The organism is Mesorhizobium sp. M1273 (assembly GCF_040318195.1).
GTDB lineage: Bacteria > Pseudomonadota > Alphaproteobacteria > Rhizobiales > Rhizobiaceae > Mesorhizobium.
This window is the reverse complement of the sequence record NZ_JAMYLV010000005.1, coordinates 187739-213810: the sequence shown is the minus strand read 5'-3', so window position 1 is coordinate 213810 and position 26072 is coordinate 187739. Positions and strand designations below refer to the sequence as shown.

The 26072-nt window shown below is 62.0% G+C and carries 28 protein-coding genes; 11 read left to right on the top strand and 17 right to left on the bottom strand.

Features of this window, described 5'->3' with window-relative positions:
- Nucleotide 1: 1 nt before the first annotated feature.
- Complete coding sequence (locus NKH30_RS08485) at nt 2-934, bottom strand: VOC family protein (RefSeq protein WP_352768185.1); 933 nt, start codon at nt 932-934, stop codon at nt 2-4.
- A 224-nt stretch (nt 935-1158) separates the two neighbouring features.
- Here NKH30_RS08485 and NKH30_RS08480 point away from each other — a divergent pair, with 224 nt between their 5' ends.
- Complete coding sequence (locus NKH30_RS08480; RefSeq protein WP_352768187.1) at nt 1159-2736, top strand: alkaline phosphatase family protein; 1578 nt, start codon at nt 1159-1161, stop codon at nt 2734-2736.
- A gap of 52 nt (nt 2737-2788) precedes the next feature.
- Here the strand turns inward: NKH30_RS08480 and NKH30_RS08475 are convergent, their stop codons facing one another.
- Nucleotides 2789-4150, bottom strand: a complete 1362-nt coding sequence (locus tag NKH30_RS08475) for a PRC-barrel domain-containing protein (protein ID WP_352768190.1) — start codon at nt 4148-4150, stop codon at nt 2789-2791.
- A 252-nt stretch (nt 4151-4402) separates the two neighbouring features.
- Between NKH30_RS08475 and NKH30_RS08470 the strand changes: the two genes are divergently transcribed.
- Nucleotides 4403-5323, top strand: a complete 921-nt coding sequence (locus tag NKH30_RS08470; RefSeq protein ID WP_352471119.1) for a diacylglycerol/lipid kinase family protein — start codon at nt 4403-4405, stop codon at nt 5321-5323.
- A 58-nt stretch (nt 5324-5381) separates the two neighbouring features.
- Here the strand turns inward: NKH30_RS08470 and NKH30_RS08465 are convergent, their stop codons facing one another.
- Nucleotides 5382-5555: a hypothetical protein gene (locus NKH30_RS08465; RefSeq protein ID WP_292659198.1), complete on the bottom strand. Its 174-nt coding sequence runs from the start codon at nt 5553-5555 to the stop codon at nt 5382-5384.
- 146 nt (nt 5556-5701) lie between these two features.
- On the opposite strand from NKH30_RS08465, the gene NKH30_RS08460 reads away from it, so the two are divergent.
- Nucleotides 5702-7228, top strand: a complete 1527-nt coding sequence (locus NKH30_RS08460; protein WP_352994855.1) for a sensor histidine kinase — start codon at nt 5702-5704, stop codon at nt 7226-7228.
- Nucleotides 7229-7276: 48 nt separating this feature from the next.
- On the opposite strand, the gene NKH30_RS08455 is transcribed toward NKH30_RS08460, so the two are convergent.
- Together NKH30_RS08455 and NKH30_RS08450 are read right to left on the bottom strand one after the other, a co-directional pair.
- Nucleotides 7277-7756: a hypothetical protein gene (locus NKH30_RS08455; RefSeq protein ID WP_352540234.1), complete on the bottom strand. Its 480-nt coding sequence runs from the start codon at nt 7754-7756 to the stop codon at nt 7277-7279.
- A 10-nt stretch (nt 7757-7766) separates the two neighbouring features.
- Nucleotides 7767-8093 (bottom strand): ElaB/YgaM/YqjD family protein, encoded by a 327-nt coding sequence (locus tag NKH30_RS08450; RefSeq protein WP_023678546.1) that lies wholly within the window; start codon nt 8091-8093, stop codon nt 7767-7769.
- A 110-nt stretch (nt 8094-8203) separates the two neighbouring features.
- Here NKH30_RS08450 and NKH30_RS08445 point away from each other — a divergent pair, with 110 nt between their 5' ends.
- Complete coding sequence (locus tag NKH30_RS08445) at nt 8204-8701, top strand: response regulator (protein ID WP_352994852.1); 498 nt, start codon at nt 8204-8206, stop codon at nt 8699-8701.
- Between the two features lie 29 nt (nt 8702-8730).
- Here the strand turns inward: NKH30_RS08445 and NKH30_RS08440 are convergent, their stop codons facing one another.
- Nucleotides 8731-9282: a sigma-70 family RNA polymerase sigma factor gene (locus NKH30_RS08440; RefSeq protein ID WP_023678544.1), complete on the bottom strand. Its 552-nt coding sequence runs from the start codon at nt 9280-9282 to the stop codon at nt 8731-8733.
- A 3-nt stretch (nt 9283-9285) separates the two neighbouring features.
- The gene (locus NKH30_RS08435) at nt 9286-9489 is read right to left on the bottom strand and encodes a NepR family anti-sigma factor (protein ID WP_023678543.1); all 204 of its coding nucleotides are present in this window, start codon (nt 9487-9489) and stop codon (nt 9286-9288) included.
- 217 nt (nt 9490-9706) lie between these two features.
- On the opposite strand from NKH30_RS08435, the gene NKH30_RS08430 reads away from it, so the two are divergent.
- From NKH30_RS08430 to NKH30_RS08410, 5 genes are all read left to right on the top strand, one after another.
- Nucleotides 9707-10501 (top strand): response regulator, encoded by a 795-nt coding sequence (locus NKH30_RS08430; RefSeq protein WP_352471123.1) that lies wholly within the window; start codon nt 9707-9709, stop codon nt 10499-10501.
- Nucleotides 10502-10727: 226 nt separating this feature from the next.
- Nucleotides 10728-10892 carry a DUF1328 domain-containing protein gene (locus NKH30_RS08425; RefSeq protein WP_023678541.1) on the top strand — a complete coding sequence of 55 codons (165 nt, stop codon included), beginning with the start codon at nt 10728-10730 and terminating at the stop codon, nt 10890-10892.
- A gap of 191 nt (nt 10893-11083) precedes the next feature.
- Nucleotides 11084-12118: a sensor histidine kinase gene (locus tag NKH30_RS08420; protein ID WP_352451150.1), complete on the top strand. Its 1035-nt coding sequence runs from the start codon at nt 11084-11086 to the stop codon at nt 12116-12118.
- Between the two features lie 132 nt (nt 12119-12250).
- A complete protein-coding gene (locus NKH30_RS08415; protein ID WP_352685923.1) occupies nt 12251-12421 on the top strand; it encodes a hypothetical protein in 171 nt (56 codons plus the stop codon).
- 346 nt (nt 12422-12767) lie between these two features.
- Nucleotides 12768-13013, top strand: a complete 246-nt coding sequence (locus NKH30_RS08410) for a YMGG-like glycine zipper-containing protein (RefSeq protein WP_006328050.1) — start codon at nt 12768-12770, stop codon at nt 13011-13013.
- Nucleotides 13014-13111: 98 nt separating this feature from the next.
- Here the strand turns inward: NKH30_RS08410 and NKH30_RS08405 are convergent, their stop codons facing one another.
- The 4 genes from NKH30_RS08405 to xylF all read right to left on the bottom strand — a co-directional run bounded on the left by NKH30_RS08405 (nt 13112) and on the right by xylF (nt 18282).
- Nucleotides 13112-14734, bottom strand: a complete 1623-nt coding sequence (locus NKH30_RS08405) for a CHASE domain-containing protein (protein WP_352768200.1) — start codon at nt 14732-14734, stop codon at nt 13112-13114.
- 129 nt (nt 14735-14863) lie between these two features.
- Entirely contained in the window at nt 14864-15658 is a 795-nt protein-coding gene (locus NKH30_RS08400; protein WP_352768202.1) for an ATP-binding cassette domain-containing protein, read from the bottom strand.
- A 77-nt stretch (nt 15659-15735) separates the two neighbouring features.
- A complete protein-coding gene (locus NKH30_RS08395) occupies nt 15736-17100 on the bottom strand; it encodes a sugar ABC transporter permease (RefSeq protein ID WP_352768205.1) in 1365 nt (454 codons plus the stop codon).
- 141 nt (nt 17101-17241) lie between these two features.
- A complete protein-coding gene (gene xylF / locus NKH30_RS08390) occupies nt 17242-18282 on the bottom strand; it encodes a D-xylose ABC transporter substrate-binding protein (RefSeq protein WP_352471128.1) in 1041 nt (346 codons plus the stop codon).
- 285 nt (nt 18283-18567) lie between these two features.
- Here xylF and NKH30_RS08385 point away from each other — a divergent pair, with 285 nt between their 5' ends.
- Nucleotides 18568-19812, top strand: coding sequence for an ROK family protein (locus NKH30_RS08385; RefSeq protein WP_352685931.1), 1245 nt, complete (start codon nt 18568-18570; stop codon nt 19810-19812).
- Between the two features lie 9 nt (nt 19813-19821).
- On the opposite strand, the gene phoB is transcribed toward NKH30_RS08385, so the two are convergent.
- The 6 genes from phoB to pstS are packed head-to-tail and all read right to left on the bottom strand — an operon-like array spanning nt 19822 to nt 25033.
- On the bottom strand, nt 19822-20511 hold the full coding sequence (gene phoB, locus NKH30_RS08380; protein ID WP_031212149.1) for a phosphate regulon transcriptional regulator PhoB: 690 nt from the start codon (nt 20509-20511) through the stop codon (nt 19822-19824).
- A gap of 16 nt (nt 20512-20527) precedes the next feature.
- On the bottom strand, nt 20528-21235 hold the full coding sequence (phoU, locus tag NKH30_RS08375; RefSeq protein ID WP_023678534.1) for a phosphate signaling complex protein PhoU: 708 nt from the start codon (nt 21233-21235) through the stop codon (nt 20528-20530).
- Between the two features lie 32 nt (nt 21236-21267).
- Complete coding sequence (gene pstB / locus NKH30_RS08370) at nt 21268-22071, bottom strand: phosphate ABC transporter ATP-binding protein PstB (RefSeq protein ID WP_352451144.1); 804 nt, start codon at nt 22069-22071, stop codon at nt 21268-21270.
- Nucleotides 22068-22919: a phosphate ABC transporter permease PstA gene (pstA, locus tag NKH30_RS08365; protein ID WP_352613520.1), complete on the bottom strand. Its 852-nt coding sequence runs from the start codon at nt 22917-22919 to the stop codon at nt 22068-22070. The genes pstB and pstA overlap by 4 nt, the downstream gene beginning before the upstream one ends.
- 3 nt (nt 22920-22922) lie before the next feature.
- Nucleotides 22923-23912, bottom strand: coding sequence for a phosphate ABC transporter permease subunit PstC (gene pstC / locus NKH30_RS08360; RefSeq protein ID WP_352451142.1), 990 nt, complete (start codon nt 23910-23912; stop codon nt 22923-22925).
- 59 nt (nt 23913-23971) lie between these two features.
- A complete protein-coding gene (gene pstS, locus NKH30_RS08355) occupies nt 23972-25033 on the bottom strand; it encodes a phosphate ABC transporter substrate-binding protein PstS (RefSeq protein WP_352649248.1) in 1062 nt (353 codons plus the stop codon).
- 654 nt (nt 25034-25687) lie between these two features.
- Here pstS and NKH30_RS08350 point away from each other — a divergent pair.
- Complete coding sequence (locus tag NKH30_RS08350) at nt 25688-26041, top strand: hypothetical protein (RefSeq protein ID WP_352451139.1); 354 nt, start codon at nt 25688-25690, stop codon at nt 26039-26041.
- Nucleotides 26042-26072 lie beyond the last annotated feature (31 nt).

Genomic DNA, 26072 nt, shown 5'->3' with positions numbered 1-26072 from the left:
CTCAGTCTTCCAGTTTCTGCAGATGCTGCTCGAGATAGGGCCGCAAATGCTGGTGTTGCGACGGCAGTTTCAGCGCCTCGCCGAGATGGGCCGTATCCTCGTCGCGGTCGAAGCCCGGCTCGTTGGTGGCGACTTCGAACAGCACGCCCCCCGGTGTGCGGAAGTAGATCGCCCAGAAATAATCGCGGTCGATCACCGGCGTCACCTGATAACCTGTGTCGAGGAGTGCCTTGCGCACTTCGAGCTGCTTGGCGCGGTTCTCGACGGCGAAAGCAACATGGTGGACCGAGCCGGCGCCGAGATTGGCGAAGCCGGCCCCTGGCAGCGATTCGATATCGACGACGTCGGCGCCGTTGCCGTTCTTCACCGCCAGCCGCCTGATGTTGCCGGACTTGTCGACCTCCTCATAACCCATGAATTTCAGCAGCTCTTCGGTGGCGCCGCCATCTTTCAGCCTGAGCGACACCGAGTGAAAGCCGCGGATCGCCACGTCGGTGGGAATGCCACCCTTGGCCCATGGCGCACGGTTGTCCGCTCTGTCTTCGACCAGCGCAAACCCGTCGCCGTCGGGACCGGCGAACGCAAGACGCTTCTCGCCGAACGTCTCCTCATGGGACAGCCCGGTGACACCTTGCTCGGCAAACCGTTTCTCCCAATAGTCGAGCGTGCCCTCGGGCACCGAGTAAGCGGTGTTGCCGACTTCGCCGACTCCATGGCGGCCCTTGCCGATGTTCGGGAACGAGAAGTAGGTCATCACCGAGCCGGGCATGCCGACCTCGTCGCCGTAATAGAGGTGGTAGACGTCGGGTGCGTCGAAATTGACGGTTTTCTTGACCCGCCGCAGGCCGAGCGTCCCGGTGAAGAATTCGTTATTCTGGCGCGCATCGCTGGCCATCGAGGTGACGTGATGCAGGCCCTTGACCTGGTCGAGCATGTCTGTTGCTCCTTCCCTTGTGCTGGTGCGGCCCTTGCCGCTGTCCACGCAAATATGAGCATCCGCCTCCTGGCCGCAAAGGCGGCAAACACAGAATGGACTGTGCTGTTAAAGTGAACGACGAAGCAGGTTTTGTTCACCATTCGGCAAACTGGACCGGCTTGCATACTCGCCGAAATTGCGCTCCATGAGCGACGCATGTAGCCAGCGTGAGGATACAGCGGTTGAGTGGAAAACGCCCCAATATTCTCCTGATCACCTGCGACCAGTGGCGGGGCGACTGCCTGTCAGCTGCTGGCCACAAGGTGGTAAGGACACCGAATGCCGACGCGCTGGCTGCCGAGGGCGTTTTGTTCCAGAAGCACTATGGCGGCGCCGCACCTTGCTCGCCGGCACGCGCCTGCCTCTACACCGGCCTCTACCAGATGAACAATCGTGTCTGCCGCAACGGCACGCCGCTCGACGCCCGCCACGGCAACATAGCCCTCTGGGCACGCGCCCTCGGCTATGATCCGACGCTGTTCGGTTATACCGACATGGCGCGCGACCCGCGCACGCTGGCGCCTGGCGACCCGCAGCTGAAAAGCTATGAAGGCGTGCTGCCCGGCTTCACCGTGCGCCAGCTTCTGCCCGAGCACCAGAAGCCCTGGCTGTCATGGCTCAAGGCGCGCGGCGTCGATGCCGGCGCCGGCTCCCCCGCCATTCACCGCCCGGCGGGCGAAATCCTGGAAAACGACGGCGCGATCAGCAACGGTCCGCCAATCTATTCGAAGGACGAGACGCCGTCGGCCTTCCTGGCCGGCGAATTCATCCGCTGGCTCGGCGAGCAGGAGCGCGATGCCCCGTGGTTCGCGCATCTTTCCTTCATCAGCCCCCACCCGCCCTTCATCGTGCCGGCGCCTTACAACGCCATGTACGATCCGGCCATCGGTCCAGCTTTTGACCGCGCGGAAAGCTGGCAGGCCGAAGCAGCAAGCCACCCTTATCTCGCCTATGAACTTGACCGGCAGGAACGGTCGAAATTCCGTCCCGGCTCGGAGGGCAAGGTGCGCGACTGGGGCGACGACAATTTTCGCCGCATCCGGGCGCTCTATTACGGCATGATCTCGGAGGTCGACGCGCAGCTTGGCCGTGTCTGGCAAGCGGTCAAGGCGGCCGATGCATGGGACGACACCGTCATCGTGCTGACCTCCGACCACGCCGAGATGATGGGCGATCATTTCATGCTGGGCAAGGGCGGTTTCTTCGACGGCAGCTTCCATATTCCGCTGATCATTCGCGATCCGCGCCGCCGCAAGGCTGCCGGCAGCAGCGTCGACCGCTTCACCGAGGCGGTGGATTTGGCGCCGACCTTGCTTGAGCTCACTGGGCTCGAGCTCACTGGCGGCGAAGTGCTGCCGCATCTCGACGGCCGCTCGCTGGCGCCTTTCCTGGACGCAACGGAGCCGGACAATTGGCGCGATGCGGCGCATTGGGAGTTCGATTTCCGCTCGATCGCGGATGGTGATGCCGAACGGTATTTCGGCGTCGGTCCGCGTCAGTGCAATCTCGCCGTCGTTCGCACGCAAAAATTCAAATATGTGCATTTCGGCGGAGGCCTGCCGCCCTTGCTCTTCGACCTGGAGAAGGATGCGCGCGAGTTGACCAATGTCGCTGACGACCCAGCCTATCTGCGGGCACGGCTGGAATTTGCCGAGAAGTTGCTCGCCTGGCGGGCCGACCATCTCGACCAGTCTTTGGCGCTCGCCGAATTGACGGACAATGGCGTTGCCGGCCATGTCGCCGGCTTCCCCTCGAGATAAGCAAAGCCCGCGCCGTTGCCGGCGTGGGCTTCTCTGTCGGCCTGTGCGCAGCTTAGCGCATGATCATGCGCTGTTTCTCGCGATTTTGCGCATAGCTGGCCTTGTCATAAGGGGCCTGCGCCTCAAGCTGCTCCTTGGTGAAGTTCGTGTAGAGATAGCGCTTGCCGTTCTTGTCGGTCATGAATTTCAGGTTGTCCATGCCGACCGCCACCTCCTTCTCGCCGATGCCAAGGAAGCCGCCGACGTCGATGATGACTGCGTCGACCTTCTTGTCGCCGCCCAGCACGATATCGCCGATCTCGCCGACGTTGACATCGTTGGCGCCGTAGACGGTTGTTCCGACCAGATCCTCGGCCCGGATTTCGCCTATCGGCATTTCAGTCAGTGTGGACTTGTCGATCGACCCGGTCTTGGTCTGGTCTGCCGTCGTTGCGGGCGCTGGGGCATTTTGGGCCGTCTTACTGGCCTGGTCAGTGTTGTTGGTTGTCGCAGTGTTATCGGTCGTGGCAGTGTTGCTGGCCGTCACGGTAGGCGTGACGACGGCTGGCGCATTAGCCGCGGCATCGTTCGACGCTGTGGTCGCCGGGGCCGGATCATAGGGCTTGCGGTCGAAATCCGGCTGCGCCGTCAGCTCTTCCCTGGTGGTTTGGGCAACCAGCCAGCGATCGCCGTTCCTCTCGGCCCACTGCGCCTTGTCGAAATCATAGGCGACGTTCTTTTCACCTATGCCGAGGAAGCCGCCGACACCGATGACCAGCGATTGCGCCTTGGCTTCCTTGTTGATGACGATGTCGTTTACGTCGCCGATGTTCTGGGCGTCGTCGCCGGTACCGTTGTAGACGGTCTCGCCGATGATATTGGTGGCAAGATTGCCTTCCGCGCGCTTCACTGGCTCAGCCGGCGCGGCAGGCGCCGGGGTTGTATTTTGCGCGCTGGTGGAAGGGGCGGCAGGCGCCGCATTATCCGCCGAAGCTGGTGGCGGAGTCGGATCGTAAGGCCTCCGGTCGAAATCCGGCTGAGCCGTCAACTCATCCTTCGTCGTTTGCGCTATCAGCCAACGGTCGCCATTTCTTTCGGCCCATTCCATCTTCTTGTAGTCGAAAACGACGTTCTTGGTTCCTATGCCAAGAAAACCGCCAACGCCGATGACGACGGATTTTACCTCGCCGCGCTCGTCGAAGACGACATCGGTGATCTTGCCGATATTCTCTGCATTGTCGCCGGTGCCGTTATAGACCGACTCGCCGATGATATTGGTGACAAGGCTGCCCTCGGCGCGTTGCACCGGAGCGGCTGGAGCGGAATTCTCTACGGCGGGTGGTTGCGCCGGCGCCGGGGTCGTCGCCGACTGCGCAAATGCACCCGTCGCAATCAATGTTGCGACTGCTGTCGTGGTTAAAAGGGTGCGGATCATCTTAGTGTCTCCTCGTCGGTGATTTCGTGCACGCCGTGCCCGCCTGGCGTCACTGCGGGCGCAGCGTCTTCTGCATGTTCACAACGTTGTGACCACACTGTTGTTCCGAAAAAAGCCGAGGTGCACCCGGTGCGATGTCAATGGTTCTCGGATTCGCCGCGTTGGTCGAAAGGAACATTTTCTCGGCCGCCCCGTTCCACTCCCGGCTGGGGCTCCGTCCCGGCCCGATAGGTGCTGGAAAATGGAACGGCCATGCGGTTTGCAGCGGTGCTGAACAAGGACGGGGGCACCCTGCGCACCATCGATCTTGAGGCCTTCGCCAGTCGGATGCGCAGCACACTTGAGACTGCCGGCCACTCGATTGATATCGAAATCGTCGCCGGCAAGGATATCGTCGCCACGCTGGACGGCGTAGCTTCCAGGCGCGGCATCGACGTCGTGCTGGCTGGCGGCGGCGACGGCACCATTTCGGCCGCGGCAGCCCGTTTGATGAATGGGGAGAAGGCGCTGGCAATTCTGCCGGCTGGCACAATGAACCTTTTTGCGCGCGGCCTCGGTATCCCGCAGACCCTCGATGCGGCACTGAAATCGTTTGCCGACGGCGAGGTGATGGCGATTGACATTGCAACAGCCAACGGCCGGCCCTTCGTGCATCAATTCTCGATCGGCATGCACGCCAGGATGGTGCAACTGCGCCAGAAGATGGAATTCGGCTCGCGGTTGGGGAAGATGCGCGCCTCGGTGCGAGCCGCTTGGGCGACGATCAACAATCCACCGGCGATGAACGTAACGCTGATGATCGGCGAGGCCGAGATCAGAACCCGGATCACCGGTATCGGCATCACCAACAATCTGTTTGGCGAGGGCCACCTGCCCTATGCCGATAATCCGGCAGGCGGCGTGCTGGGCATCTATGTCACCGTGGCGCGGCGGCGCGGCGAATTGATCAGGTTCCTCTTTGACGTCGCCCGTGGGAAATGGCGCGGCAACGAGCATGTCGAAATCCATCAGGCAAACCGCGCCGTTTTGAAAATCCATTCGACTAACAGGAAAGTTCAGGCCGTCATGGACGGCGAACTGGTAAAGCTCGATCGCGAGACGACCGTCGAAATCCATCCGCGCGCGTTGAATGTTCTCGTCCCGGCGCGCGCTGTCGAGGCAAAGGTTGCCTGACGTGGGATGCGTGATGTGGGGTTGCGTGATGCAAACTGGCGCGAGCGATGGAGAGAACCTAGCCGCTGGGTGTGTTGCCCTGTTCGGTCTTCGGCGTCTCGATCATCCAGCCGTAGATTTCGGCGACGCCCCAGGCGATAAAAGCCAGCAACAGCGCGGCGATCAGGATACGAAGGACATGCCGACCCCGCCGCCCTTGACGGGCTTTGTTTTCAGGAATGGTTTTTGGCATTGTCTGGCTCCATATTTGGCGCCGGCAGGCGTAACTCGCGGGGCGTTGGCTGGTAACGGTCCCCCGCCGCGAAAGTTCCGGCACTGCAAGGCGGCAGACGGGCCGGTTGGCCTGACCAATCAGCGGAGCCGGCCTCCGGGGGCATAGTGGACGACAATAGCCAGAACACGCCGGGCCTGCCGGCCGATATTCGCCGTGTGGTGGGCGCCGCGGACCGTCTTGCCGTGCTGCACGGCCTCGACACGCTGGACGGGGCTGCCGACCCTGATTTCGATCGTATCGGCGGTCTTGCCGCTTCGGCTATGCAAACGTCTGTCGCACTGATCACGCTGGTCGATGCCGAGCGGCAGTGGTTCAAGTCCTGTATCGGCCTCGACGAGACCGAAATCGCAACCGAGACATCGTTCTGCGCCTATACCATCGCAGCCGGCGACGTGCCGATGGTGGTGGCCGACGCGGCGGCGGATCCGCGGTTCAAAGCCAATCCGCTGGTCACCGGCGAGCATCATATCCGCTTTTACGCAGGCGTGCCCATCGTAGTCGACGGCGCGCTGATCGGCACGCTGTGCGTGCTCGACCGGAAGCCGCACGCACGTCCTTCCTCTGTCCAGCTCGACCAGCTGTCGGCGCTAGCCGGCCTCGCCGCGAGCCTGTTCACGCTGAAGGATGCAACCCGCAGTGCGGCGATTGCCAAGGCAGCACTGGTTCGAGAGGAAAAGCGGCGCGCTATCGCGCTCGACGCGGCTTCGCTTGCCAGCTGGGCATGGGATATCCGCAGCGATATGATCGACTGCGATGTCCTGCTGTCCGAATTGTTCAACCTGCCGAAGTCGAACAGGCTGAGGGCGCGCGACATCCTGACCGCCATCGACCCGCGCGACGTTCACCAGACCGAAACACGCTTTCGCGACGCGCTGACCGGCAGCGACGATTATTTTGGCGAATACCGTGTCAAAGACCTCGATCCGCCGCGATGGATCGCAACACGCGGCCGCGTCATAGAACGCGACGGCGATGGCAAGCCGACGCTGATCTTCGGCGTCAACTACGACATTACCGAACGCAAGCTTGGCGACGAACGTCAACGACTGTTGCTGCGCGAGCTCAATCACCGCGTCAAGAACACTTTGGCAACCGTACAGGCGCTGGCGACGCAGACCGTTCGCCATGCCCGCCAGCCAAGCGAATTCCTCGAAGCCTTCAGCGCCAGGCTGCAGGCACTGGGCGTTGCGCACAGCCTGCTGTCGGACCGCGAGTGGCGCGGCATCGGCATCCGCGAGCTGGTGGAGATCGAGCTAAAGCCGTTCCAAGCCGCCGGACAATCGCGCATGGCGATCTCCGGCGCCGATGTCCTGCTCTCACCCGACCAGGCAGTCGGGCTCGGGCTGATCCTGCATGAACTGGCAAGCAATGCACTGCAATACGGGTCGCTCTCGGTTTCCTCCGGAAAGGTCGATCTCGATTGGAGGGTACAAGGCAGGAAGGGCGCACGCCGTCTGTTGCTGGCCTGGCGCGAAAGCGGCGGCCCGCGGGTTGCGCCGCCCGAACGCCATGGCTTCGGCTCGATCCTGATCCGCCGCAGCCTGGCCAAGGTCATTTCCAGCGAGGTGATCCATGAATTCCGGCCGGACGGCGTGGTCGCGGAAATATCGATTCCGCTCGAAGATTTGTGATTTTGCGACCGGCGCCAGAATCGTTTGCCCCGAACTATCCCCTCCGAACTATTCGCGTTTGCCGGTATCCGGATCATCGGAGCCGCGCTTCACGTTCTCGCGGTAGATGGCGTAGGCAGCGAGTGCTATCGCCGGGCCGAGAATCGCGCTCAGTCTGGCCTTTCCCGGGCCATCTTTGCCCTTGAGCAGCGCCGGCAGCACGGCGAGTGCCGCAGTGATGCCGATAGCCTTCATGTCAGCGTTGCGTCGCTTCGCCCGGCGCCTGGCGCGCGAGCCGGCCGACATCCGGTAGACGAGCAGGATGAGACCGGCGATTGCGAGAAAGCCGATCCCGAAGCTCAGGGAAGCTGCCATCGGCCCATAGCGGGCCGCCGTCCAGATATAGGCCGCCCCGACCAGGAAGCCGAGGCCGCACAGCGCTACGACCGCTGCGACCGAATAGACAATTGCAGCCACACGCGCGCGTTGCACCGCCGCAATGGTTTCGCCCGAGGCGAGGCCCGAGATCAGCGATGCAAGCATTCCCATGCGTGCAGAACTAGCGGCGCGCGAGAAGCGCGAAGAGGAACCCGACGCCCGCGGCGATCGCCAGCGACGTCACCGGCTTCTCGCGCATATGCGCTATCATCTGCGCCTCGATGTCCCTGGCGTTGCTGCGCAGGCTGTCGAAGGCTGCCTCACCCTGGGTTCGCAACTGCTCGACGCTTTCGGCGGCGGCTCGCCGCGCTGCCCCGTAACCATGTTCGCCAGTTTTGGCCAACAGCTTGGTAAGTTGGTCGATGTCGGCCTTCAGTTGTGCGATGTCGGCCTCAATATCGGAATTCGTGCGGGCTTCGTTCGCGGCCTTTCCTGCGGCAGTCGCCATTGCTTCACTCTCCATGCTTTTGCTCGGTCGAAACGCCCGACAGACCCCAAGGTTCCGGCACGAACCTCTTCTAACCCTATCTCCGGCAGCGCGCGTTGCAAATGCCTTGCATGGGCCGAGGCCGACGCATCCGCGCCAGCGCGTCTTTTTTGAATGACAGTATGCCAAATAACGATCATGACTTCCCCGGTTTCACGATCGAGACGAATTTAAGGAGATATTGCTGCGTGCGCGCATCACTTGACGGTTTGCGGATTCTTATCCTGGAAGATGAGTTCCTGATTGCCATGGATATCGAGCAGCTTTGCCGCGACTACGGCGCGCTCAATGTGGTCATCGCCCGTGATCTGACTGAGATCGAACAGCAAGACGTTGCCGCGCAGTTCGATGTGGCCATCGTCGACCTCATGCTGAGCGGCGTTTCGACGCTCCAATTTGCTTCGCGGCTGCGTGAAGCGGGCATCCCGTTCGTCTTTGCCTCGGGCTATTCGGATACGGACGAGATCAAGAAATCCTTTCCCGGCGTCAGACTGGTCACCAAGCCCTATTCGGGAGACGATCTCGTCGAGGCAGTGGCGGCGGCCTGCAGGCGAACGCATCTCCGCTGAGGCGCGGAGCGGTTCGAACACGCCGCGCTTCACGCAGCCGTCGACCCGGTTACCTGAGCCGAAATTGCGTCCGGGCCATACTCGTCTTCACCCGAGATCTTCAGAATTTCCTGCAGCCGTGTGCGGGCGCGGCTGACGCGGCTCTTGATCGTTCCGACGGCGCAGCCGCAGATCTCGGCCGCTTCCTCGTAGGAGAAGCCCGACGCGCCGATGAGGATAATGGCTTCGCGCTGGTCTTCTGGCAGCAATTCGAGCGCGCCGCGAAAGTCCTCGAGGTCAAGTTGGCCGTGCTGGGCCGGGTGAACGGCAAGCCTGGCCGTCATGACGCCATCGCTGTCCTGCACCTCGCGGCCGCGCTTGCGCATCTGCGAATAGAATTCGTTGCGCAAGATCGTGAACAGCCATGCCTTCAGATTGGTGCCGGGCTGGAAGCTTTCATGCTTGTCCCATGCCTTGACCAATGTTTCCTGCACCAGGTCGTCGGCCTTGTCGGCGTTTTGCGTCAGCGACACGGCAAAAGCCCGCAGGCTCGGGATCGAGCCGAGCAAGTCGGTCTTGAAGCCCTGGGAGACGGCCGCCATGCCTCAGTCCTTCTTTTGTACAGGTTCGGCTTTTTCCAACTGGCTGAGCAGTTGGGCGAAGCGATCCGGCACATTGTCGGAGACCAGCTCGTCGTAGTATTGTTTGAGTTTGCGGCCGATTTCCGAGTTCGGCCCAAGCGGGTCGCGGGAAGCAGCCCGGCGCCCGTTGCCAACGCCACCCATGGTAGCTTTCGTCATGTTCTTCATTTCGCCCTTTTGTCCCAGCCTTAAGCCGCCCTTCAACACATAACGCAAGGCAAGCGGCAGCCTCGTCTGGTTGCCCAACCCGCCCCTAAACGCCAGCCCATATATTTAGTTCCGCATGATCGGAACTTTTTCGCAGAACCCGCGTTTTCAACTCTGGGCTTGCGAACCGTTTTTTAGCTGTAACATGCAATCACGTCATATGAGGGAGACGTCCAATATGAGCCTATCAGCAACCATCGCTCCGCACCTGCCGTTCCTGCGTCGCTTCTCGCGCGCAGTATCCGGATCGCAGGAGAGCGGCGACGCGCTGGTCGCCGCAATGCTCGAGGCCATCATTGCCGATGTCGACATCTTTCCGAACGCATCGAACGACCGCATCGCGCTCTACAAGGTCTTTGCCAAGCTCTTCACCTCAGTGGCCATTCGCGTTCCGCAGGAGCATGCCCAGTCGGCATGGGAACAGCGTGCCGCGGCCAATCTGAATGCAATTGCGCCTCGCCCCCGCCAAGCCTTTCTGCTGGTGGCGGTCGAAGGCTTCAGCGAAGACGAGGCGGCGGAGATTCTCGACGTAGACGAACAGGAATTCTCCGAACTCCTCGCGCAGGCGAGCAACGAGATCTCCCGTCAGGTGGCAACCGACGTGCTGATCATCGAGGATGAGCCGCTGATCGCCATGGACATCGAGGAAATGGTCGAAAGCCTCGGCCACCGCGTCGTCGGAACGGCGCGCACCCACGCCGAGGCGGTGGCGATGTTCGGCAAGGCGCGGCCAAAGATGGTGCTTGCCGATATCCAGCTTGCCGACGGAAGTTCGGGCATAGCGGCCGTGAATGAGATCCTGTCGTCGACCTCGGTACCGGTGATCTTCATCACCGCCTTTCCCGAGCGCCTGCTCACCGGCGAGCGGCCGGAACCGGCTTTCCTGGTTACCAAGCCGTTCAATCCGGACATGGTCAAGGCTCTTATCAGCCAGGCCCTGTTCTTTGACCGGCACGCGAAAGCCGCGGCATGAAACAGCGGACGGCCGAACTGCGGCCGCCGAGACAGCCGCTCTCTCGGATCAGATGGGCGTGGCGCCGGCTCAATTCACTGGCAACCAACTGGGGCAACCAACTGGACCTTTCCACACACCGCGGCAATTCGGGCCCTGAAGATTTTCAGCATCGTCTTTTTCGGAAAATGGTGGAACAAACGGAGGCGAATCACGTTTTCACCGCAGCATTGGAAGGAGATCGATCATGCTTTACTGGGCGCTCGTATTTCTCGTCGTGGCGATCATCGCCGGTGCGCTTGGTTTCGGCGGCATCGCTGGCACCTCGGCCGGCATAGCGCAGATATTGTTCTTCATCTTTCTCGCCTTCCTGATCATATCGCTTATTGCCGGCCTGATCAGACGAGCGTGAATGCCAAGCGGCCATTCAAGCGAACACTGGAAGCCGCACCCCTCAAACGGTTTCCAGCCACCGCCGGGCAGTGTCCTCCAACGGGATGCCGCTCGGCGGACCGCTTTTTAAGGTTTGATACGAACCTCCTCCTTTTGGAACCCATTTTTCCGCGAACCGTTCAGCCCGACATGGGTTGAGCAAATTGACCGATGCGTTCCAGAGTCGGAAAAATGAAAGACCGCGGCCAGAGTGATGAGATCATCGCTTTGCATCCCGCCGAAAGCGGGATGCAGCTTGGTCGGGCCCTTCTCCATGCACTGCACAATGCCGGGATTTCCGTCCTGTACCAGGATCGCGAGATGAAGACGGTGTGGGCGCGCAACATGCGCGCGCCCTGGACTTCCGATGCCTCCGACAACAACGGCATCTTGCCGCCGGCGCAGGCAGAGCGTATCGGCGCCGCCAAGCACGACGTCATCGTCTCCGGCAATCCTCAACATCTTGAGCTCAGCGTGCCGGCCGATGACGGCGCCCGCTGGTTTCAGGTGTGGATAGACGCCGACCGCAGCGAGACCGGCGCGGTGCAGGGCGTCGTGACCACCATGGTCGAAACAACCGAGCAGAAACGCCGGGAGCAGACGTTGAAGGCGCTGCTGCGCGAAGTCAGTCATCGCTCCAAGAACCTTTTGGCCATCATCCAGAGCATCGCCACCCAGACGGGCCGTTATTCCGGCAGCATTGACGATTTCCTGACGCGCTTCCGGGGCCGATTGCAGTCGCTGGCCTCCTCGCAGGATTTGGTTACGTCATCCAACTGGCGGGGAGCGGCGCTGCGCGAGCTGGTTTCCGGTCAGGTCGGCAGGTACGGCGCGGATCCCTTGCACAGCCTACGTTTCCGCGGCGCAAATCCATATCTCAACCCCAATGCCGCCTTGCACATCGGCTTGGCCATGCATGAGCTCGCCGTCAATTCGGTCAGCTATGGCGCACTGTCGCGCAGCGACGGTTTCGTCGAGGTGACGGCCGATCTGACGGCAGCTTCCGCTGGCGAGCCTGCGCTGTCGCTGACATGGGCCGAAGTGATCGGAGCCAACGACAATCAGCGCAGTGAGAAGCGTTTTGGCAGCGTCGCGCTCGAACGCGTCGTGCCCACTTCATTGAATGGAACGGCGACCCTTGAGATCACCGGGAACCGCCTCGAATACCGCCTTGTCGTTCCTCACGGTAATTTCGAGACGGATTAACGAGCGGCGGTCGCCGCGCGAAGGCTTGCTGCGCATCGCCATCTTTAACCGACTGTTCACCATAAAGTCCGATCCTGTGCGAACGTGCCGATCCGCCGGATTGAGTTTGGCACAAAGTGAAGGGAATGGGCGTTGACGGCTGCAGACGTGAACAGACTGGAACAGGCCGCTCGCGTCTCGATGGGCGGTTTTCAGGATCCCGACGCGCCCGCAACGCCCGCGCCTCGTGCTTCGCCCCTCCGCTTCGCCGCCGTCGCGCTTATGGCCGCGATCGTCCTGACCGCCGCGTCCCAACTGATCTGAATCGAACTCGCCTCTGCTTGATCGCTTTGAAACCACTGCCCGAGTGCTCGGCCGTGCCCGTTCGCGGTCGCTGACCTGCAGGACCAGGCCCAACATGTCGGCGCCAGATGCCTTGCCGTCGATCCGGCGCTCGAGAACGACCATGACAGGATCGTCTGGAACGTGCGCCCCAACGGCACGCTCGATGCGTCCTTGGAGATTTCCGGGTTCGTGGTAGCATCGAACGGCGCACGCCCCGAAAAAGACTATCTTAATCAACAATGAAATCGTGCGGGCAAAGGCCGTACTTTCATGCTAAATGGCGGCTGGAGCTTATTAAAGTGAGGACAAAAGTGAGGATGACTCCATGCGGAAGATGATTATTGCCATGGTTGCCGTGGTTGCGGTCAGCGGCTGCACCACCACGGAAGAGAACGTGGGTATCGGCACTGTGGGCGGCGCGCTCATTGGTGGCGCTGTCGGCGGCGGCAAGGGCGCTTTGATCGGCGCCGGCGCTGGTGCGATTGGCGGTCTGCTCGTTCGCCGTCTGCAAAATGGCTACTGCCAATACAGAGATCGTCACGGCCGGATTTACACAGCTCGCTGCAACTAGTTTCGAGCTCCAGGCGGACAGCAAACGCGGAGGCAGGCCACCTGTCTCCGCGTTTGCTCTTTAAAGCGCTGTTGCGATGCGGCCCACGAGACGGCGTTTCAGGCCGGCAGCGGAACCTTGATTTCCACGTTCAAGCCATCTTCGCGAAAATCGCGCCTGATTGTGCCACGCAATTCGCGCGTGACGTTGAGATCGATCAGTCTGGTGCCAAAACCGCTCTTTGCCGGTGTCTCGAGCTTCTTCTGACCGGCCTCGCGCCAGTTGAGAGCCAATGTCCGGGTGCCGCTACGGGCTTCGAGCGACCAGTCGACCTTCAGCGCACCGACTGAATTGCCGGCTTCGCCATGCTTCAGCGCATTCGTCGCCAGTTCGTGAAAGACGAGGCCGAGTGCCTGCGTCGTCTTTTCATCGAGAAGAACCTGCGGTCCCGACAGCAGCCCTTCAGGAAGCTCACTGCCGAACACCTGGCCTAGCTCGATGCGCAGCAGGTCGCCGAGATCGGCTTTCTGCCAGCGTGAGCGCGTCAGCATGTCCTGGGAAGCCGCCATCGCCTGCAGCCGGGCCGAGAAAGAAGCCGAGAATTCCTGGACGTCGGTGGTGTGCGATGCTGTCTGGCGCGCGATTGCCAGCACCCGCGTGATCGAGTTCTTGATGCGATGCTTCATCTCCTGCAGCATCAGATCTTTTTCCAGCAGGCTCTTTTCGGTCGTTTCGTGAAGCAGCGAGACCGCCTCATAGGCCCGCTCCTGATAGCGGGCCACCAGCGCGATGGCGCCCGCAAGCAGCAGTCCGAACAATCCGAGCATCACCGGGATGGCGCGCGAGGAAGGTTGCGAGAAAGCACTTGTCGGCCTGAACAGGACGACCCACGGCCGGCCGGCGACGGTGATCTTGCGGGTGACCAGCAGCCTGTCGCCGAGGCTCGAAACAGGCGGCGTTTCCGATTGGAACAGCAGGTTGTCGCTGTCCACCGTGCCGTCATAGATCTCGGTGTTGACCGGCAGCAATGGTGCCCGGCTGAGCGCAGCCTGGAACAGATCACGGGCGCGGAAGGCCGCATAAAGGAAGCCGGCAGTCGAGGATCTCGTCGCGTTCACGGCGTCCGGCGCGGTTTCGACATTGAGCCGGACGAAGACGAGGAACCCGGTAAAGGTCTGCGCGGCACCCGTATCCTTGCCGAGCTGCACGAGCCCGCTGGCGTGCTGCTGGTCGTCGGCCATCGCCTTTTCGATCGCCTCGCGCCGCGCCGGCCCGGTGAACATGTCGTAGCCGATGCTGGATTTGTTGGACGGATCCAGCGGTTCGAACAGCACGATGGGCGTACGCCACGGTAAGTTCGTGTCGGGATAGATCGGATGGCTTGCGCCGTGATCGTGCAGGATGTCGCGCTCGACCGCCGCCTCGTTGCCAGTTTTCGCCAGGCGGAGGAAACCGATGCCGCGCAGGCCGGCGAAATTATTGTCGACGTCGAGCGCGTTGAAGAAAGCCTTGAACTCGCCCTGCGAGATACCGCCATTGCGTGCGTCGAACAGCGCCCGGGTCGAACGCAGCAGCGACAGGTCCAGGTCGATGCGGCTTTCGATCCGGTTAAGCGCGTCGTCTGCCGTCGCCTCGAATTTAATGCGGGCCGCCTCCTGGGTGGCAAAATAGGCAAAACCCGCCATCGTCAGGCTGATCAGCGCGACGGCGATAAAAGCGACGGTCGGAAAAAGCTTCTTCAATTGCTGATACGTCCCGTGGACGGTTCGGCATCTTTATGGGCAAGTCCTGACGCCAACACAATGGCGAGGCCAAAGCATGGTGACGGCTGGCACATTTTGGCGGCGTGTGATTAGCCGGCTAATTCTCGTTCATGCGGCGATCTTCAGCGCGCCCGGCCCCGGAATGGCGCCGGGTGGGCACTTGCCGAGGATGATCATGCCGAGCACCTCGTCCTGGGTGACGTCGGTTGTGCGCGCCGTTCCGACAACCCGACCGTTCTTCATGACGCAGACACGGTCGGCAAGCTCGAACACGTCGTGAATATCATGGCTGATCAGGAAGATGCCGATGCCGTCGGCCTTGAGCTGCCTGACCAGTTCGCCGACCTGCGCCGTCTCTTGCGGCCCGAGTGCCGCCGTCGGCTCGTCCATGATCAGGATGCGAGCATTGAACAGGATGGCGCGGGCGATCGCCACCGACTGCCGTTGGCCGCCCGAAAGCTTTACCACCGGCTCCTTGAAGCGTTGGAAACGCGGATTGAGCCTGCCCATCACCTTGCGCGCCTCGGCCTCCATGGCGACGTCGTCTAGCGTACCCCAGCCGGTCATCAGCTCGCGGCCGAGAAACAGGTTGGCGGCCGCATCGACATTGTCGGCCAGCGCCAGCGTCTGGTAGATCGTCTCGACGCCGTACTTCTTGGCGTCGCGGGGATTGGAGATCGAAGCCTCCTCGCCGTTGACGAAAATCTGGCCCGCATCGCGCTTGTAGGCGCCGGACAGGATTTTTATCAACGTCGATTTGCCGGCACCGTTGTGACCGAGCAAAGCCATCACCTCGCCCGGGAAAAGGTCGACAGAGGCATCGTCGACAGCGCGAATGCCGCCGAAAGCGATGGAGATGTTGCGCATGTCGATCAGCGGCGTGGGAGCGGATTTGTCTGCCATGCTCGTCCTTCCTCCCTATAGATCCTGCTTGAGCACCAAGTTGTACGAAAACCGGTTTCCACCTTGCGGGATCATGCTCAGACCCGTTTGCGATAGACGGTATCGAGCCACACCGCGACCACCAGCACGGCTCCGACAACGATGCTCTGCAGCGGCGAATCGATGCCGAGCAGCACCATGCCGGACTGCAGCGACTGCATCAAAAGCGCGCCGAGCATGGCGCCGAGCACTGTGCCGGAGCCGCCGGCGAGCGACGTGCCGCCGATCACCGCCGCCGCGATGACCAGGAGCTCGTCCAGCGTGCCCAGCGCATTGGTCGACGAGTTCTGCCTGGCTGACGAGATCGCCGCGGCGATCGTCGCCAGCACGCCCATGATCATGAACACCTTCATGGTCACCCAGCGCGTGTTGATACCGGCAAGGTTGGCTGCTTCCGGATTGCCGCCGATGGCGAAGACATAGCGGCCGAAACGGGTACGCTTGGCGATGAAGGTCATGATCAGCCCTACGGCTACAGCCATCAGCACGGGTATGGCGATGCCATGGGCGATGAACAGCCCGCCTTCGGGAACCGTTATATTGTTGGCCGCCGCATATCTGTTCACGATGCCGACCGGCCAAGGATAGGAATTGGCAAGCCATATGGCGCCCATGATGACAGCGCAGGTGAGGACACCGAGGAACGTCTCGGCCCAGATCGGGCGCAACGGAAAGCGGAACCGCTTGCGCTGCACCCGCCCGTTGAGCAGCATGAACACAACCGCCAGGCACGCGACAATTCCGACGATCCAGCTCCATCGCGCGCCGATCGAACCCGCCGGCCCACCGCCCATCAGCTGGAAAGTGGCATCAAGCGGCGCAATCGTCTGACCGCTGGCGACCCACCATGCGGCACCCCGCCAGACCAGAAGGCCGCCCAGCGTCACGATGAAGGCCGGCACCTCGAGATAAGCGATGATGTATCCCTGGAACGCTCCGATCAGAAGGCCAAGCGCCAGGCCGATGGCCAGTGCCAGGATCCAGATCCAGGGATTGCCTAATTGCAGACCGATCATTCGCACCAGGAAATGCACCTGCGCAAAGCCCATGACCACGCCGATCAGGCCTTCGGCGGAACCGACCGACAGGTCGATATTGCGCATGACGATAACCAGCACCATTCCGGCAGCCATTATGGCCACGGCGGAAGTCTGCACCGACAGGTTCCAGAGATTGCGTGGCGTCAGGAAGGTCCGGCTGTCGAAGTCGAACGGATTGACGCCGAGCCGTACGCTGGAAACGACATGCAGGCCGACCCAGATGACCAGCAGCGCGCCGACCATGCCGAGCATGCGCGTGTCGAGTTCGGTTGCCTTGAGAAATCGGGCAACGATGCCGAGCTCGGATTCCCGTGCCCGGTCTGCCGTGTTGTCGACCGGCGTGTTGGACGTCGTGTCGGTCATGATGTTTCTCCCGCCGGGTTGCCGTCTGTCGCGGATGCCGGAAGCAGCCTAGAAGTTATCCGCCGGAAGCGGAAAAACAACTCTTGTTGAAAAACGCCGCGGCGAGCGGCCGCGGCGTTCGGACTTCTCGGAAACGTCGGCTCAGTTGCAGACTGCAACAGTGCCAGCCGTCACGCCGGCGCAGACCTCTTCTTTCTTGATCCAGCCGGCGTCGATGACGACGTTGAGGTTGTCCTTGGTGATGGCGACCGGGGTCAGGAACAGCGACTTGACGGCATTGCCGCCGGGCGTGGTGAAATCCTTCACGCCGGCAATGTCGGTCATCTGCTTGCCGTCGGCCAGTTGCGAGGCGATCTCGGCGGCATTCTTGCCGAGCTCGCGCGCATCCTTCCACACCGACACGGTCTGTGTGCCGAGCGCGATGCGGTTCAGCGCGGCGTGGTCGCCGTCCTGGCCCGAAACCGGAACCGATCCGGCCAGCCCTTGCGCTGTCAGCGCGGCGACGACGCCGCCGGCAGTGCCGTCATTGGCCGCGACCACGGCATCGACCTTGTTGTCGTTGGCGGTCAGGAACTGTTCCATGTTCTTCTGAGCGTTGGCCGGCAGCCAGCCGTCGGTATAGGCCTCGCCAACATTCTTGATCTTGCCGCTGTCTATTGCCGCCTTCAGCACCTCCATCGAACCGGCAAACAGGAAATCGGCATTCGGATCGGAACCCGAACCCTTGATGAAGACGTAGTTGCCTTCCGGCTTCACCTTGAAGACTTCCCGGGCCTGCATGCGGCCGACTTCCTTGTTGTCGAAGGTCAGGTAAAAGACGTCCTTGTTCTCGATCAGCCGGTCGTAGCCGACAACCGGAATACCTTCGTCCAGCGCCTTTTGCACGGCCGGCCCGATGGCCGAGGCGTCCTGCGCCAGGATGATCAGTGCGTTGGCGCCCTGCGAGATCAGGCTCTCGACGTCGGTGAGCTGCTTGCCGGGGTTGGACTGTGCGTCGGCGGAAATATACTTGTCGCCTGCGGCCTCGATGGCCGCCTTCATTGCGGCCTCGTCGGTCTTCCAGCGCTCTTCCTGGAAGTTCGACCAGGAAACGCCGATGACCTTGTCTTTAGCCTGCGCCACCGACGCCAGCGCCAGCGTCATGGCGACACCCGCCAGAATGGCGGTCGTGAATTTCTTCATCATATCCTCCCTGCGCCGCGTACGGCGTGACCAATTGGCTCAAAGACCAGCTTAGAAGCTCTAATTTTTTCGAGCCTCGAAAAAATACTGGTCCGATCTCCGGCTGCTGTCAACATCGATTCTGATGGATTTTGATGACTCTGCGAGTTTTTTCGAGCGTCGGAATAAACGATGACAGCGCCACCTGCATCTGACACTATTTGCCTCATCCGACACTATTTGTCGGACATTACCGACGGCTTCCGGTTCATGAGCGGCCGCGGCAACCGGGAGGAAAGCAAAACAATGTCGGTCGGAATCCGCCATGACGATTTGCGCCGGCGCAACCGGGCGATGGTGATCTCGGCGGTGCGCCGGGCCGGCCAGCCATCGCGTACTGAGATCGCAGCTACCACCGGCCTCAGTCATTCGACCATATCGGCGATTTCTTCCGACCTGATACGGGAAGGCATCCTCGCCGAGAGCAAGCCAAGTGAGCCCGTTTCGTTGAAACGCGGTCGTCCGCAAGTCGGCCTCGCCCTCAACCCGGAAGCGGCGGCGGTGCTGACCGTGGTGTTGTCGCTGAATTTCCTTTCGGCCGCCATTATCGACTACACGGGACAGGTGGTCGCCGAGGAACAGCGCCGGCTGGACACGCTGACTATGCCGCGCGACGAGCTGATCCGTGAATGCATGGCCATCGTCCGGCGCCGGCTGCAGGATCCAGATCTTGACGTCCGCAGTGTCGCCCGCATCGCCCTGGCGATTCAGGGCATTACCGACTCCCCTGCACGCGCCATGCTGTGGTCGCCGATCACGCCGCAGACCGACATCGCCTTTGCCGACATGCTGGAGGACGAATTCGGCATCCCGGCAACGGTGGAGAACGACTGCAACATGATGGCGGTGGCTTTGCGCTGGCGCAATCCGGATCGCTATCGCGATGACTTCATCGCCATCCTGCTTTCGCATGGCATCGGCATGGGGCTGGTGCTGAAGGGCGAACTGTTCACCGGGACGCATTCCTCGGGCGGCGAATTTGGCCACATGATCCATCGTCCGGGCGGCGCGCTCTGCCGTTGCGGGCGGCGCGGCTGCATCGAGGCGTATGCCGGCAACTACGCCATCTGGCGCAACGCCAGGCAGATGAGCGAAGACAGCGAACCGGTCGCCGACGTCAGCGACGCCGACATGCGCGCACTGGCGGCCCGGGCGCGCGAGAAAGATGGGCCGGAACGCGAGGCCTACCGCAAGGCCGGCGAAGCGCTGGGTTTCGGTCTCGGCTCGCTGTTCGCGCTGATCGATCCGGCACCGGTCGCGATGGTCGGCGCCAGTGCCGCCGCCTTCGATCTGATCGAGCCGGCCTTGCGGAAGGCAATCGCCCAGACCGCCGGCGGCCAGCATTCAGGCTCGATCTCCTTCGATACAGAGCCGAACGAATTGCCTCTGATCCGCGAAGGCTGCGCGATGCGGGCGTTAAGCTTCGTCGACCAGGAGATTTTCGCGCCGGGCGCGCAAATGAGGCCCAGCGTCAGAAAGAACGTAGCCTGACCAGGCGGGTCAATCTTCCCTGATCGCATAGCCGGCGCCGCGGATGGTGCGGATGACATCCGGCATCCGGCCGTTGTTGACGGCTTTGCGCAGCCGCCCGACATGCACGTCGACGGTGCGTTCGTCGATGTAGATTGTCTCCCCCCAGACATTATCGAGTAACTGGCTGCGCGAGAAGACACGGCCCGGATGCCGCATCATGAACTCGAGCAGCCGGAATTCGGTCGGCCCGAGCCTGATTTCGCTCTTCTTGCGATAGACCCTGTGCGATTCGCGATCGAGCACGATGTCGCCGACCTTCAGCACGCTGGACAGCACTTCCGGCTTGGCGCGCCGCAGCAGCGCCTTGACCCTGGCCATGAATTCCGGTGTCGAAAACGGCTTGACCAGATAGTCGTCGGCGCCGGTCGAAAGACCGCGCACCCGGTCGCTCTCCTCGCCGCGCGCGGTCAGCATGATGATCGGCAGCCGCTCGGTTTCGGGGCGCACCCGCAACCGACGACAGAGCTCGATGCCGGAAACCGCTGGTATCATCCAGTCGAGCACCAAAAGGTCGGGCACATTCTCCTGCAAACGGATCTCGGCTTCGTCGCCGCGTGTCACCACCTCGACCTGGTAGCCTTCGGATTCGAGATTGTAGCGGAGCAGCACACCCAACGGCTCCTCGTCCTCCACCACCATTATGCGTGGTGCGATCATCGGCTGGGCACCCCCATCATGTCACCGGTGCGGACATTGTCGTTTCGTCCTGCTTCGGACGATTGACCGGCAATTGCTCGCCGGTCAGCACATAATACGCATTTTCGGCGATGTTGGTGACATGGTCGCCGATCCGCTCCAGATTCTTGGCGCAGAACAGCAGGTGCGTGCAAGCGGTGATGTTGCGCGGATCTTCCATCATGTAGGTCAACAGCTCGCGGAACACGGACGTGTATTTAACGTCGATGCGCTCGTCGGCGGCACGAAGCTTGGCCAACGCGGCCGCATCGCCTGCAGCATATTCCTCGATGACACCCTGCACCTGGATGAGAACCAGCTGCGCCATCGCGTCGATGGAATGCGACAGGTCCCGCGGCGTGGCGCTGAGGCCGACCGCACTCACGCGCTTGGCGATATTCTTGGCAAGGTCGCCGATGCGTTCGAGGTCGCCCGCCATGCGGATCGCTCCGACCACATGGCGAAGATCGTGGGCCATCGGCTGGCGTTTGGCGATCAGGGTGATGGCGCGGTCGTCCAGTTCGCGTTGACGCGCATCCATGATGGCGTCGTCGGAAACGACGCGTTGCGCCAGCACGTTGTCGGAATTCAACAGCGCCTTGGTCGCCCCGCCGACCATCGAACCGGCGAGGTCGGCCATGTCGCGGATCAGCTTGCTGATCTGCTCGAGATCCTCGTCGAAAGAAGCGACTGTGTGTTCGCCCATGGTCCTGTCCTCATATGCATGATCGGAACGGCTCAGCCGAAGCGGCCAGTGATGTAGTCCTGCGTGCGCTTCTCGCGGGGCGACGTGAAGATCTTCTCGGTCCGGTCGAACTCGACCAGTTCACCCAGATACATGAAGGCCGTCTGGCGCGACACGCGCGCCGCCTGCTGCATGTTGTGGGTGACGATGACGATCGTGTAGTCGGCTTGCAATTCGTCGATCAGTTCCTCGATCTTGGCAGTCGACAGCGGGTCGAGGGCCGAAGCCGGTTCGTCGAGCAGAATGACTTCCGGCTTCACGGCCACGGTGCGGGCGATACAGAGCCGCTGCTGCTGGCCGCCGGATAGGCTCAAGCCGCTGGCGTTGAGCTTGTCCTTGACCTCGCTCCACAGCGCGGCGCGCTTCAACGCCTGTTCGACGCGGCCGTCCATCTCGGACTTGCCGAGGTTCTCGTAGAGCCTGACGCCGAAGGCGATGTTCTCGTAGATCGACATCGGGAACGGCGTCGGCTTCTGGAACACCATGCCGATCTTGGTCCTGAGGAGGTTGAGATCCTGCGACCGGTCGAGAATGTTCTTGCCGTCGAGCAGCACCTGGCCCTCGGCCGTCTGTTTTGGGTAGAGCTCATAGATGCGGTTGAATACACGCAGCAGCGTCGATTTCCCGCAGCCCGAAGGGCCGATGAAGGCCGTGACACTGCGCTCAGGCAGCGACAGGCTGATGTCCTTCAGCGCCTTGCTCTGGCCGTAGTAGAAGTTGAGATTCTTGACCTCGATCTTCGTCTTCTCGGCGACCGTTTCGGCCATCGTCATGTCTGGGGACAACATCTGTGTCATCTGTCCTCTCTGCGTCCGGTAAGGCTGCGGGCGAGGATGCTCAAGCCCAGAACCGTCAGGGTGATTATGAGTGCGCCGGTCCACGCCAGTTGCTGCCATTCCTCGTAAGGGCTGAGAGCGAACTGGAAGATGGTCACCGGCAGGCTGGCCATCGGCGCGTTGATATTGCTGCTCCAGAACTGGTTGTTGAGCGCGGTGAAGAGCAGCGGCGCCGTCTCGCCGGAAATGCGTGCTATCGCCAGCAATATGCCGGTGACGATGCCGGACAATGCGGCGCGGTAGGCGACCGAACGGATCACCACCCAGCGCGGCGCGCCGATCGCGGCACCGGCTTCACGCAACGCGTTCGGCACCAGGTTGAGCATGTCTTCAGTGGTGCGCACGACCACCGGAATGACCAGGATGGCAAGCGCAACGGCGCCGGCAATGGCCGAGAAATGTCCCATTGGCCGCACCATCAGCTCATAGACAAACAAGCCTATGATGATCGACGGCGCCGACAACAGGATGTCGTTGATGAAGCGGACGACGGTGGTGATGCGCGAAAAGCGTCCATACTCGGCCATGTAGGTTCCCGCCAGCACGCCGATCGGCGTGCCGACGACAACGGCGATGATCGTCATCAGCAGGCTGCCCGTGATGGCATTGAGCAAGCCGCCGGCCTCGCCCGGTGGTGGCGTCATCTCGGTGAAGACCGCGAGCGAAAGCCCGGCTGTGCCCTTATAGACCAACGCGCCGAGAATGAGCGCCAGCCAGGCAAGCCCGATGCCGGCGGCGACGACGCAAAGCGCCATCATCACCGAATTCCTGGCTTTGCGGCGGCTGTGGAGCGATGAGGATGTCGACATCGGTCAGGCTCCCGTACGGGCGTCGATCCGCATCAGCATATAGCGGGCGGCGGCGAGGATCAGGAAGGTGATGACGAAGAGGATCAGGCCGAGCGAAACCAGCGAGGAGGTGTAGAGGTCGCCGTCGGCCTCGGTGAATTCATTGGCGATGGTCGCCGAGATCGTCGTGCCCGGCGCGAACAGGGAGGCACTGATGCGATGTGCGTTGCCGATGACGAAAGTCACCGCCATGGTTTCGCCGAGTGCCCGGCCGAGGCCAAGCATGACGCCGCCCATGATACCGATGCGGGTATAGGGAATGACCACGCGCCGGGTCACTTCCCAGGTCGTGCAACCGATGCCATAGGCCGATTCCTTCAGCACCGCCGGCACCGTATCGAAGACGTCCTTGGTGATCGAGGTGATGAAGGGCAGCACCATGATGGCGAGGATCAGCGCCGAGGTCAGAAGGCCGATGCCGTAAGGAGGGCCGGCGAAAAGGCTGGATAGTCCCGGCACGCCGTGGAAGATGTTGATGATGAAGGGCTGTATCGTCGTCTGCAGGAACGGCGCGAACACGAACAGGCCCCAGATGCCGTAGATGATCGAAGGAATGCCGGCCAACAGCTCGACCGCTATGCCGATCGGGCGCCTGAGCGGGCGCGGGCAGAGCTCGGTGAGAAAGACTGCAATGCCGATGCCGATCGGAACCGCGATCAGGATGGCAATGGCCGCCGTCACCAGCGTGCCGTAGATCGGCGCCAGTGCGCCAAATTTTTCCGTAACAGGATTCCAGCTCTCAGTCGTCAGGAAAGAAAAACCGAACGACGACAGCGCCTGCCATGAGCCGGCAAACAGCGAGATCGCGACACCGCCGAGGATGACCAGCACAAGAATTGCGGAAGCGCGGGTAAGTCCGCGGAATATGGCATCTGTGAGCGCGAAGCGCCGCACCGTAGCTTCCCTGGCCCGGGCTGCTGCAGATGATGGCATGGCATCGGAAGCGATGGTCATTGGGTCCTCGCGATTAAAGGCAACAGGGAGGGCGCCATCGACGTCCTCCCTGGAGGAGATTACATAGCCGAGTAGAGCGGCTTGCCGTCGTCGCCGACGACTTCCTTGGCCCACATGGCCTTGACGCTCTCAACCACCTTGTCGGGCATCGGAACGTAGTCCAGCTCGCCGGCCATCTCGTCGCCCTTGTCGTATGCCCAGGCGAAGAATTTGAGCGCTTCGCCGGTGGTCGCCGCATCATCCGGCTTCTTGTAGAGCAGGATCCACGTTGCCGCCGTCATCGGCCAGGACTCGGCGCCCGGCTCGTTGGCGAGGATGACGCCATAGCCCGGCTGCGAGCTCCAGTCGGCATTGGCCGCTGCCGCCGAGAACGCCGCCGCGGTGGGCTCGACCTTCTTGCCGTCCTTGTTGATCATATCGGTGTGGGTGAGCTTGTTCTGCTTGGCGTAGGCATATTCGACATAACCGATCGCGCCGCCGGTCTGGGAGACATTGTTGGCAACGCCCTCATTGCCCTTGGCGCCGATGCCGACCGGCCATTCCACGGCCTTGTCGACGCCAACCTTTTCTTTCCAGTCCGCGCTGACGTCGCCGAGGTAATAGGTGAAGTTGAACGTCGTGCCCGAACCATCGGAACGGTGAACGACCGCGATCGCCTGCGAAGGCAGCTTGACGTCGGGATTAAGCTTCTTGATCGCTTCGTCATCCCAGCTCGTGATCTTGCCGAGGAAGATGTCGGCCAGCGTCGGGCCGTCGAGAACCAACTCGCCCGGCTTGATGCCTTCGAGATTGACGACGGGAACGATGCCGCCCATCACCATCGGGAACTGAGCCAGTCCGGACGCTTCAAGCTCGTCGCCCTTGAGCGGCGCATCCGAAGCGCCGAAGGTAACGGTCTTGGCCTTGATCTGCTTGATGCCGCCGCCGGAACCGATCGACTGGTAGTTAAGGCCAACGCCGGTGTCTTTCTTGTAGGTGTCGGCCCACTTCGCATAGATCGGGTAGGGGAAGGTGGCGCCGGCGCCGGAGATGTCCGCGGCGAGCGCGGCGGACAGGGTGAGGGTGGTCGTCGCCGCAGCCATTGCAATCGCAACGGCCGCCGAGCGGATGAAATGTCTCATGTGGCCTGCTCCTGTTCGGAATATGGTCTCTCGGCGCCATTCCTCCGGCGCCCGCTGAGGCCAATAGCCCCCGATTATTACAGTCGCATGACAGTTTCATGTCGCTCCGGTAACGACGTCCAGCCGGGTTAAGAAGGAGCGGCCGCGGGCTTTTGTCGGCATGGGCCGCGGTTTGCCGCTGGAATCAGCAGCTTGCGTGAATTCCGGCCGGCATCGTCTGCTCGGCGATCGCAGCCACCGGCTTTAAAAGAAAAAAGCCGGACGGGAGCGCGTTGCATGCAGCCAGAACGTGTCATGGCCGCGCCATCGCCGAAACAGGTCCGTTGGGGTAAATCTGACCCTGTTTCTTGCCGGCGGTCGCTGCTCCCGCCCGTAACTGGAGGAGCGGAACTTCGAATATCCCATTGTCGCCACTGAGCGCGGCTTTGGTATGGTGCGATCGCACCATGGCCTTACGCTGGAAGCGTTGACGAATCGCAAGGTTCTAACTCGCGCTGGACCTCCATCCGCGCCCGACCCGGCGCTCGATCTTCGAGCAACGCCTTCCACTGGAAGTGCGACGACTTCTACTTCACGGTATCTACTCCCTTCGCCCTATTCCGCCGGTTGTCGGTTAGGCCGAAGCAGCGTTATAAGCTTGCAGGGGTATTGCTGATGTCTCGACGGATTCTGCCTGTCTTCCTGTGCCTGGCGCTGCCTCTGGGAAGCGGCTGCGCGCGCAGCTATGACGGCACCGTCATCATTCCCAAGCCGCTCGATGTTCGCCGTTTCTGGGACAGGCCTTCGCCGCAGGCGCAAGCCGAACAGTCGCAACTGGAGACCGACGTCTTTCCAGTGGCGCCGCAAACGCCGAAAAGGCCGGCGGTGCGCAGGAGCGCGGCTTCCGTTGCAACGCCTCGGAGGAGGGTCACCAACAACCCGCCCATGCTGTCGCCGGAGCCGACGAAGCCGCTAACTTGCAAGAATGTCAGCGAGCCCGGTAAACGGGCCCGCATGGTCTGCGAATAACCAGCCGACGTCGGTCGATGCGCACGGCTCC

What these genes read in the sequence shown, in the direction of transcription:
- NKH30_RS08425 (WP_023678541.1), top strand. Translation starts at nt 10,728, where the DNA reads ATGCTTTACTGGGCGCTCGTATTTCTCGTCGTGGCGATCATCGCCGGT.
- NKH30_RS08400 (WP_352768202.1), bottom strand. Translation starts at nt 15,658, where the DNA reads ATGGCAGACAAATCCGCTCCCACGCCGCTGATCGACATGCGCAACATC.
- NKH30_RS08430 (WP_352471123.1), top strand. Translation starts at nt 9,707, where the DNA reads ATGAGCCTATCAGCAACCATCGCTCCGCACCTGCCGTTCCTGCGTCGC.
- NKH30_RS08410 (WP_006328050.1), top strand. Translation starts at nt 12,768, where the DNA reads ATGCGGAAGATGATTATTGCCATGGTTGCCGTGGTTGCGGTCAGCGGC.
- phoU (WP_023678534.1), bottom strand. Translation starts at nt 21,235, where the DNA reads ATGGGCGAACACACAGTCGCTTCTTTCGACGAGGATCTCGAGCAGATC.
- NKH30_RS08395 (WP_352768205.1), bottom strand. Translation starts at nt 17,100, where the DNA reads ATGACCGACACGACGTCCAACACGCCGGTCGACAACACGGCAGACCGG.
- pstC (WP_352451142.1), bottom strand. Translation starts at nt 23,912, where the DNA reads ATGACCATCGCTTCCGATGCCATGCCATCATCTGCAGCAGCCCGGGCC.
- phoB (WP_031212149.1), bottom strand. Translation starts at nt 20,511, where the DNA reads ATGATCGCACCACGCATAATGGTGGTGGAGGACGAGGAGCCGTTGGGT.
- pstA (WP_352613520.1), bottom strand. Translation starts at nt 22,919, where the DNA reads ATGTCGACATCCTCATCGCTCCACAGCCGCCGCAAAGCCAGGAATTCG.
- NKH30_RS08350 (WP_352451139.1), top strand. Translation starts at nt 25,688, where the DNA reads ATGTCTCGACGGATTCTGCCTGTCTTCCTGTGCCTGGCGCTGCCTCTG.
- NKH30_RS08440 (WP_023678544.1), bottom strand. Translation starts at nt 9,282, where the DNA reads ATGGCGGCCGTCTCCCAGGGCTTCAAGACCGACTTGCTCGGCTCGATC.
- xylF (WP_352471128.1), bottom strand. Translation starts at nt 18,282, where the DNA reads ATGAAGAAATTCACGACCGCCATTCTGGCGGGTGTCGCCATGACGCTG.
- NKH30_RS08385 (WP_352685931.1), top strand. Translation starts at nt 18,568, where the DNA reads ATGTCGGTCGGAATCCGCCATGACGATTTGCGCCGGCGCAACCGGGCG.
- pstB (WP_352451144.1), bottom strand. Translation starts at nt 22,071, where the DNA reads ATGACACAGATGTTGTCCCCAGACATGACGATGGCCGAAACGGTCGCC.
- NKH30_RS08435 (WP_023678543.1), bottom strand. Translation starts at nt 9,489, where the DNA reads ATGAAGAACATGACGAAAGCTACCATGGGTGGCGTTGGCAACGGGCGC.
- pstS (WP_352649248.1), bottom strand. Translation starts at nt 25,033, where the DNA reads ATGAGACATTTCATCCGCTCGGCGGCCGTTGCGATTGCAATGGCTGCG.
- NKH30_RS08450 (WP_023678546.1), bottom strand. Translation starts at nt 8,093, where the DNA reads ATGGCGACTGCCGCAGGAAAGGCCGCGAACGAAGCCCGCACGAATTCC.
- NKH30_RS08465 (WP_292659198.1), bottom strand. Translation starts at nt 5,555, where the DNA reads ATGCCAAAAACCATTCCTGAAAACAAAGCCCGTCAAGGGCGGCGGGGT.
- NKH30_RS08420 (WP_352451150.1), top strand. Translation starts at nt 11,084, where the DNA reads ATGCGTTCCAGAGTCGGAAAAATGAAAGACCGCGGCCAGAGTGATGAG.
- NKH30_RS08470 (WP_352471119.1), top strand. Translation starts at nt 4,403, where the DNA reads ATGCGGTTTGCAGCGGTGCTGAACAAGGACGGGGGCACCCTGCGCACC.
- NKH30_RS08485 (WP_352768185.1), bottom strand. Translation starts at nt 934, where the DNA reads ATGCTCGACCAGGTCAAGGGCCTGCATCACGTCACCTCGATGGCCAGC.
- NKH30_RS08445 (WP_352994852.1), top strand. Translation starts at nt 8,204, where the DNA reads ATGGGCCGAGGCCGACGCATCCGCGCCAGCGCGTCTTTTTTGAATGAC.
- NKH30_RS08475 (WP_352768190.1), bottom strand. Translation starts at nt 4,150, where the DNA reads ATGATCCGCACCCTTTTAACCACGACAGCAGTCGCAACATTGATTGCG.
- NKH30_RS08455 (WP_352540234.1), bottom strand. Translation starts at nt 7,756, where the DNA reads ATGGGAATGCTTGCATCGCTGATCTCGGGCCTCGCCTCGGGCGAAACC.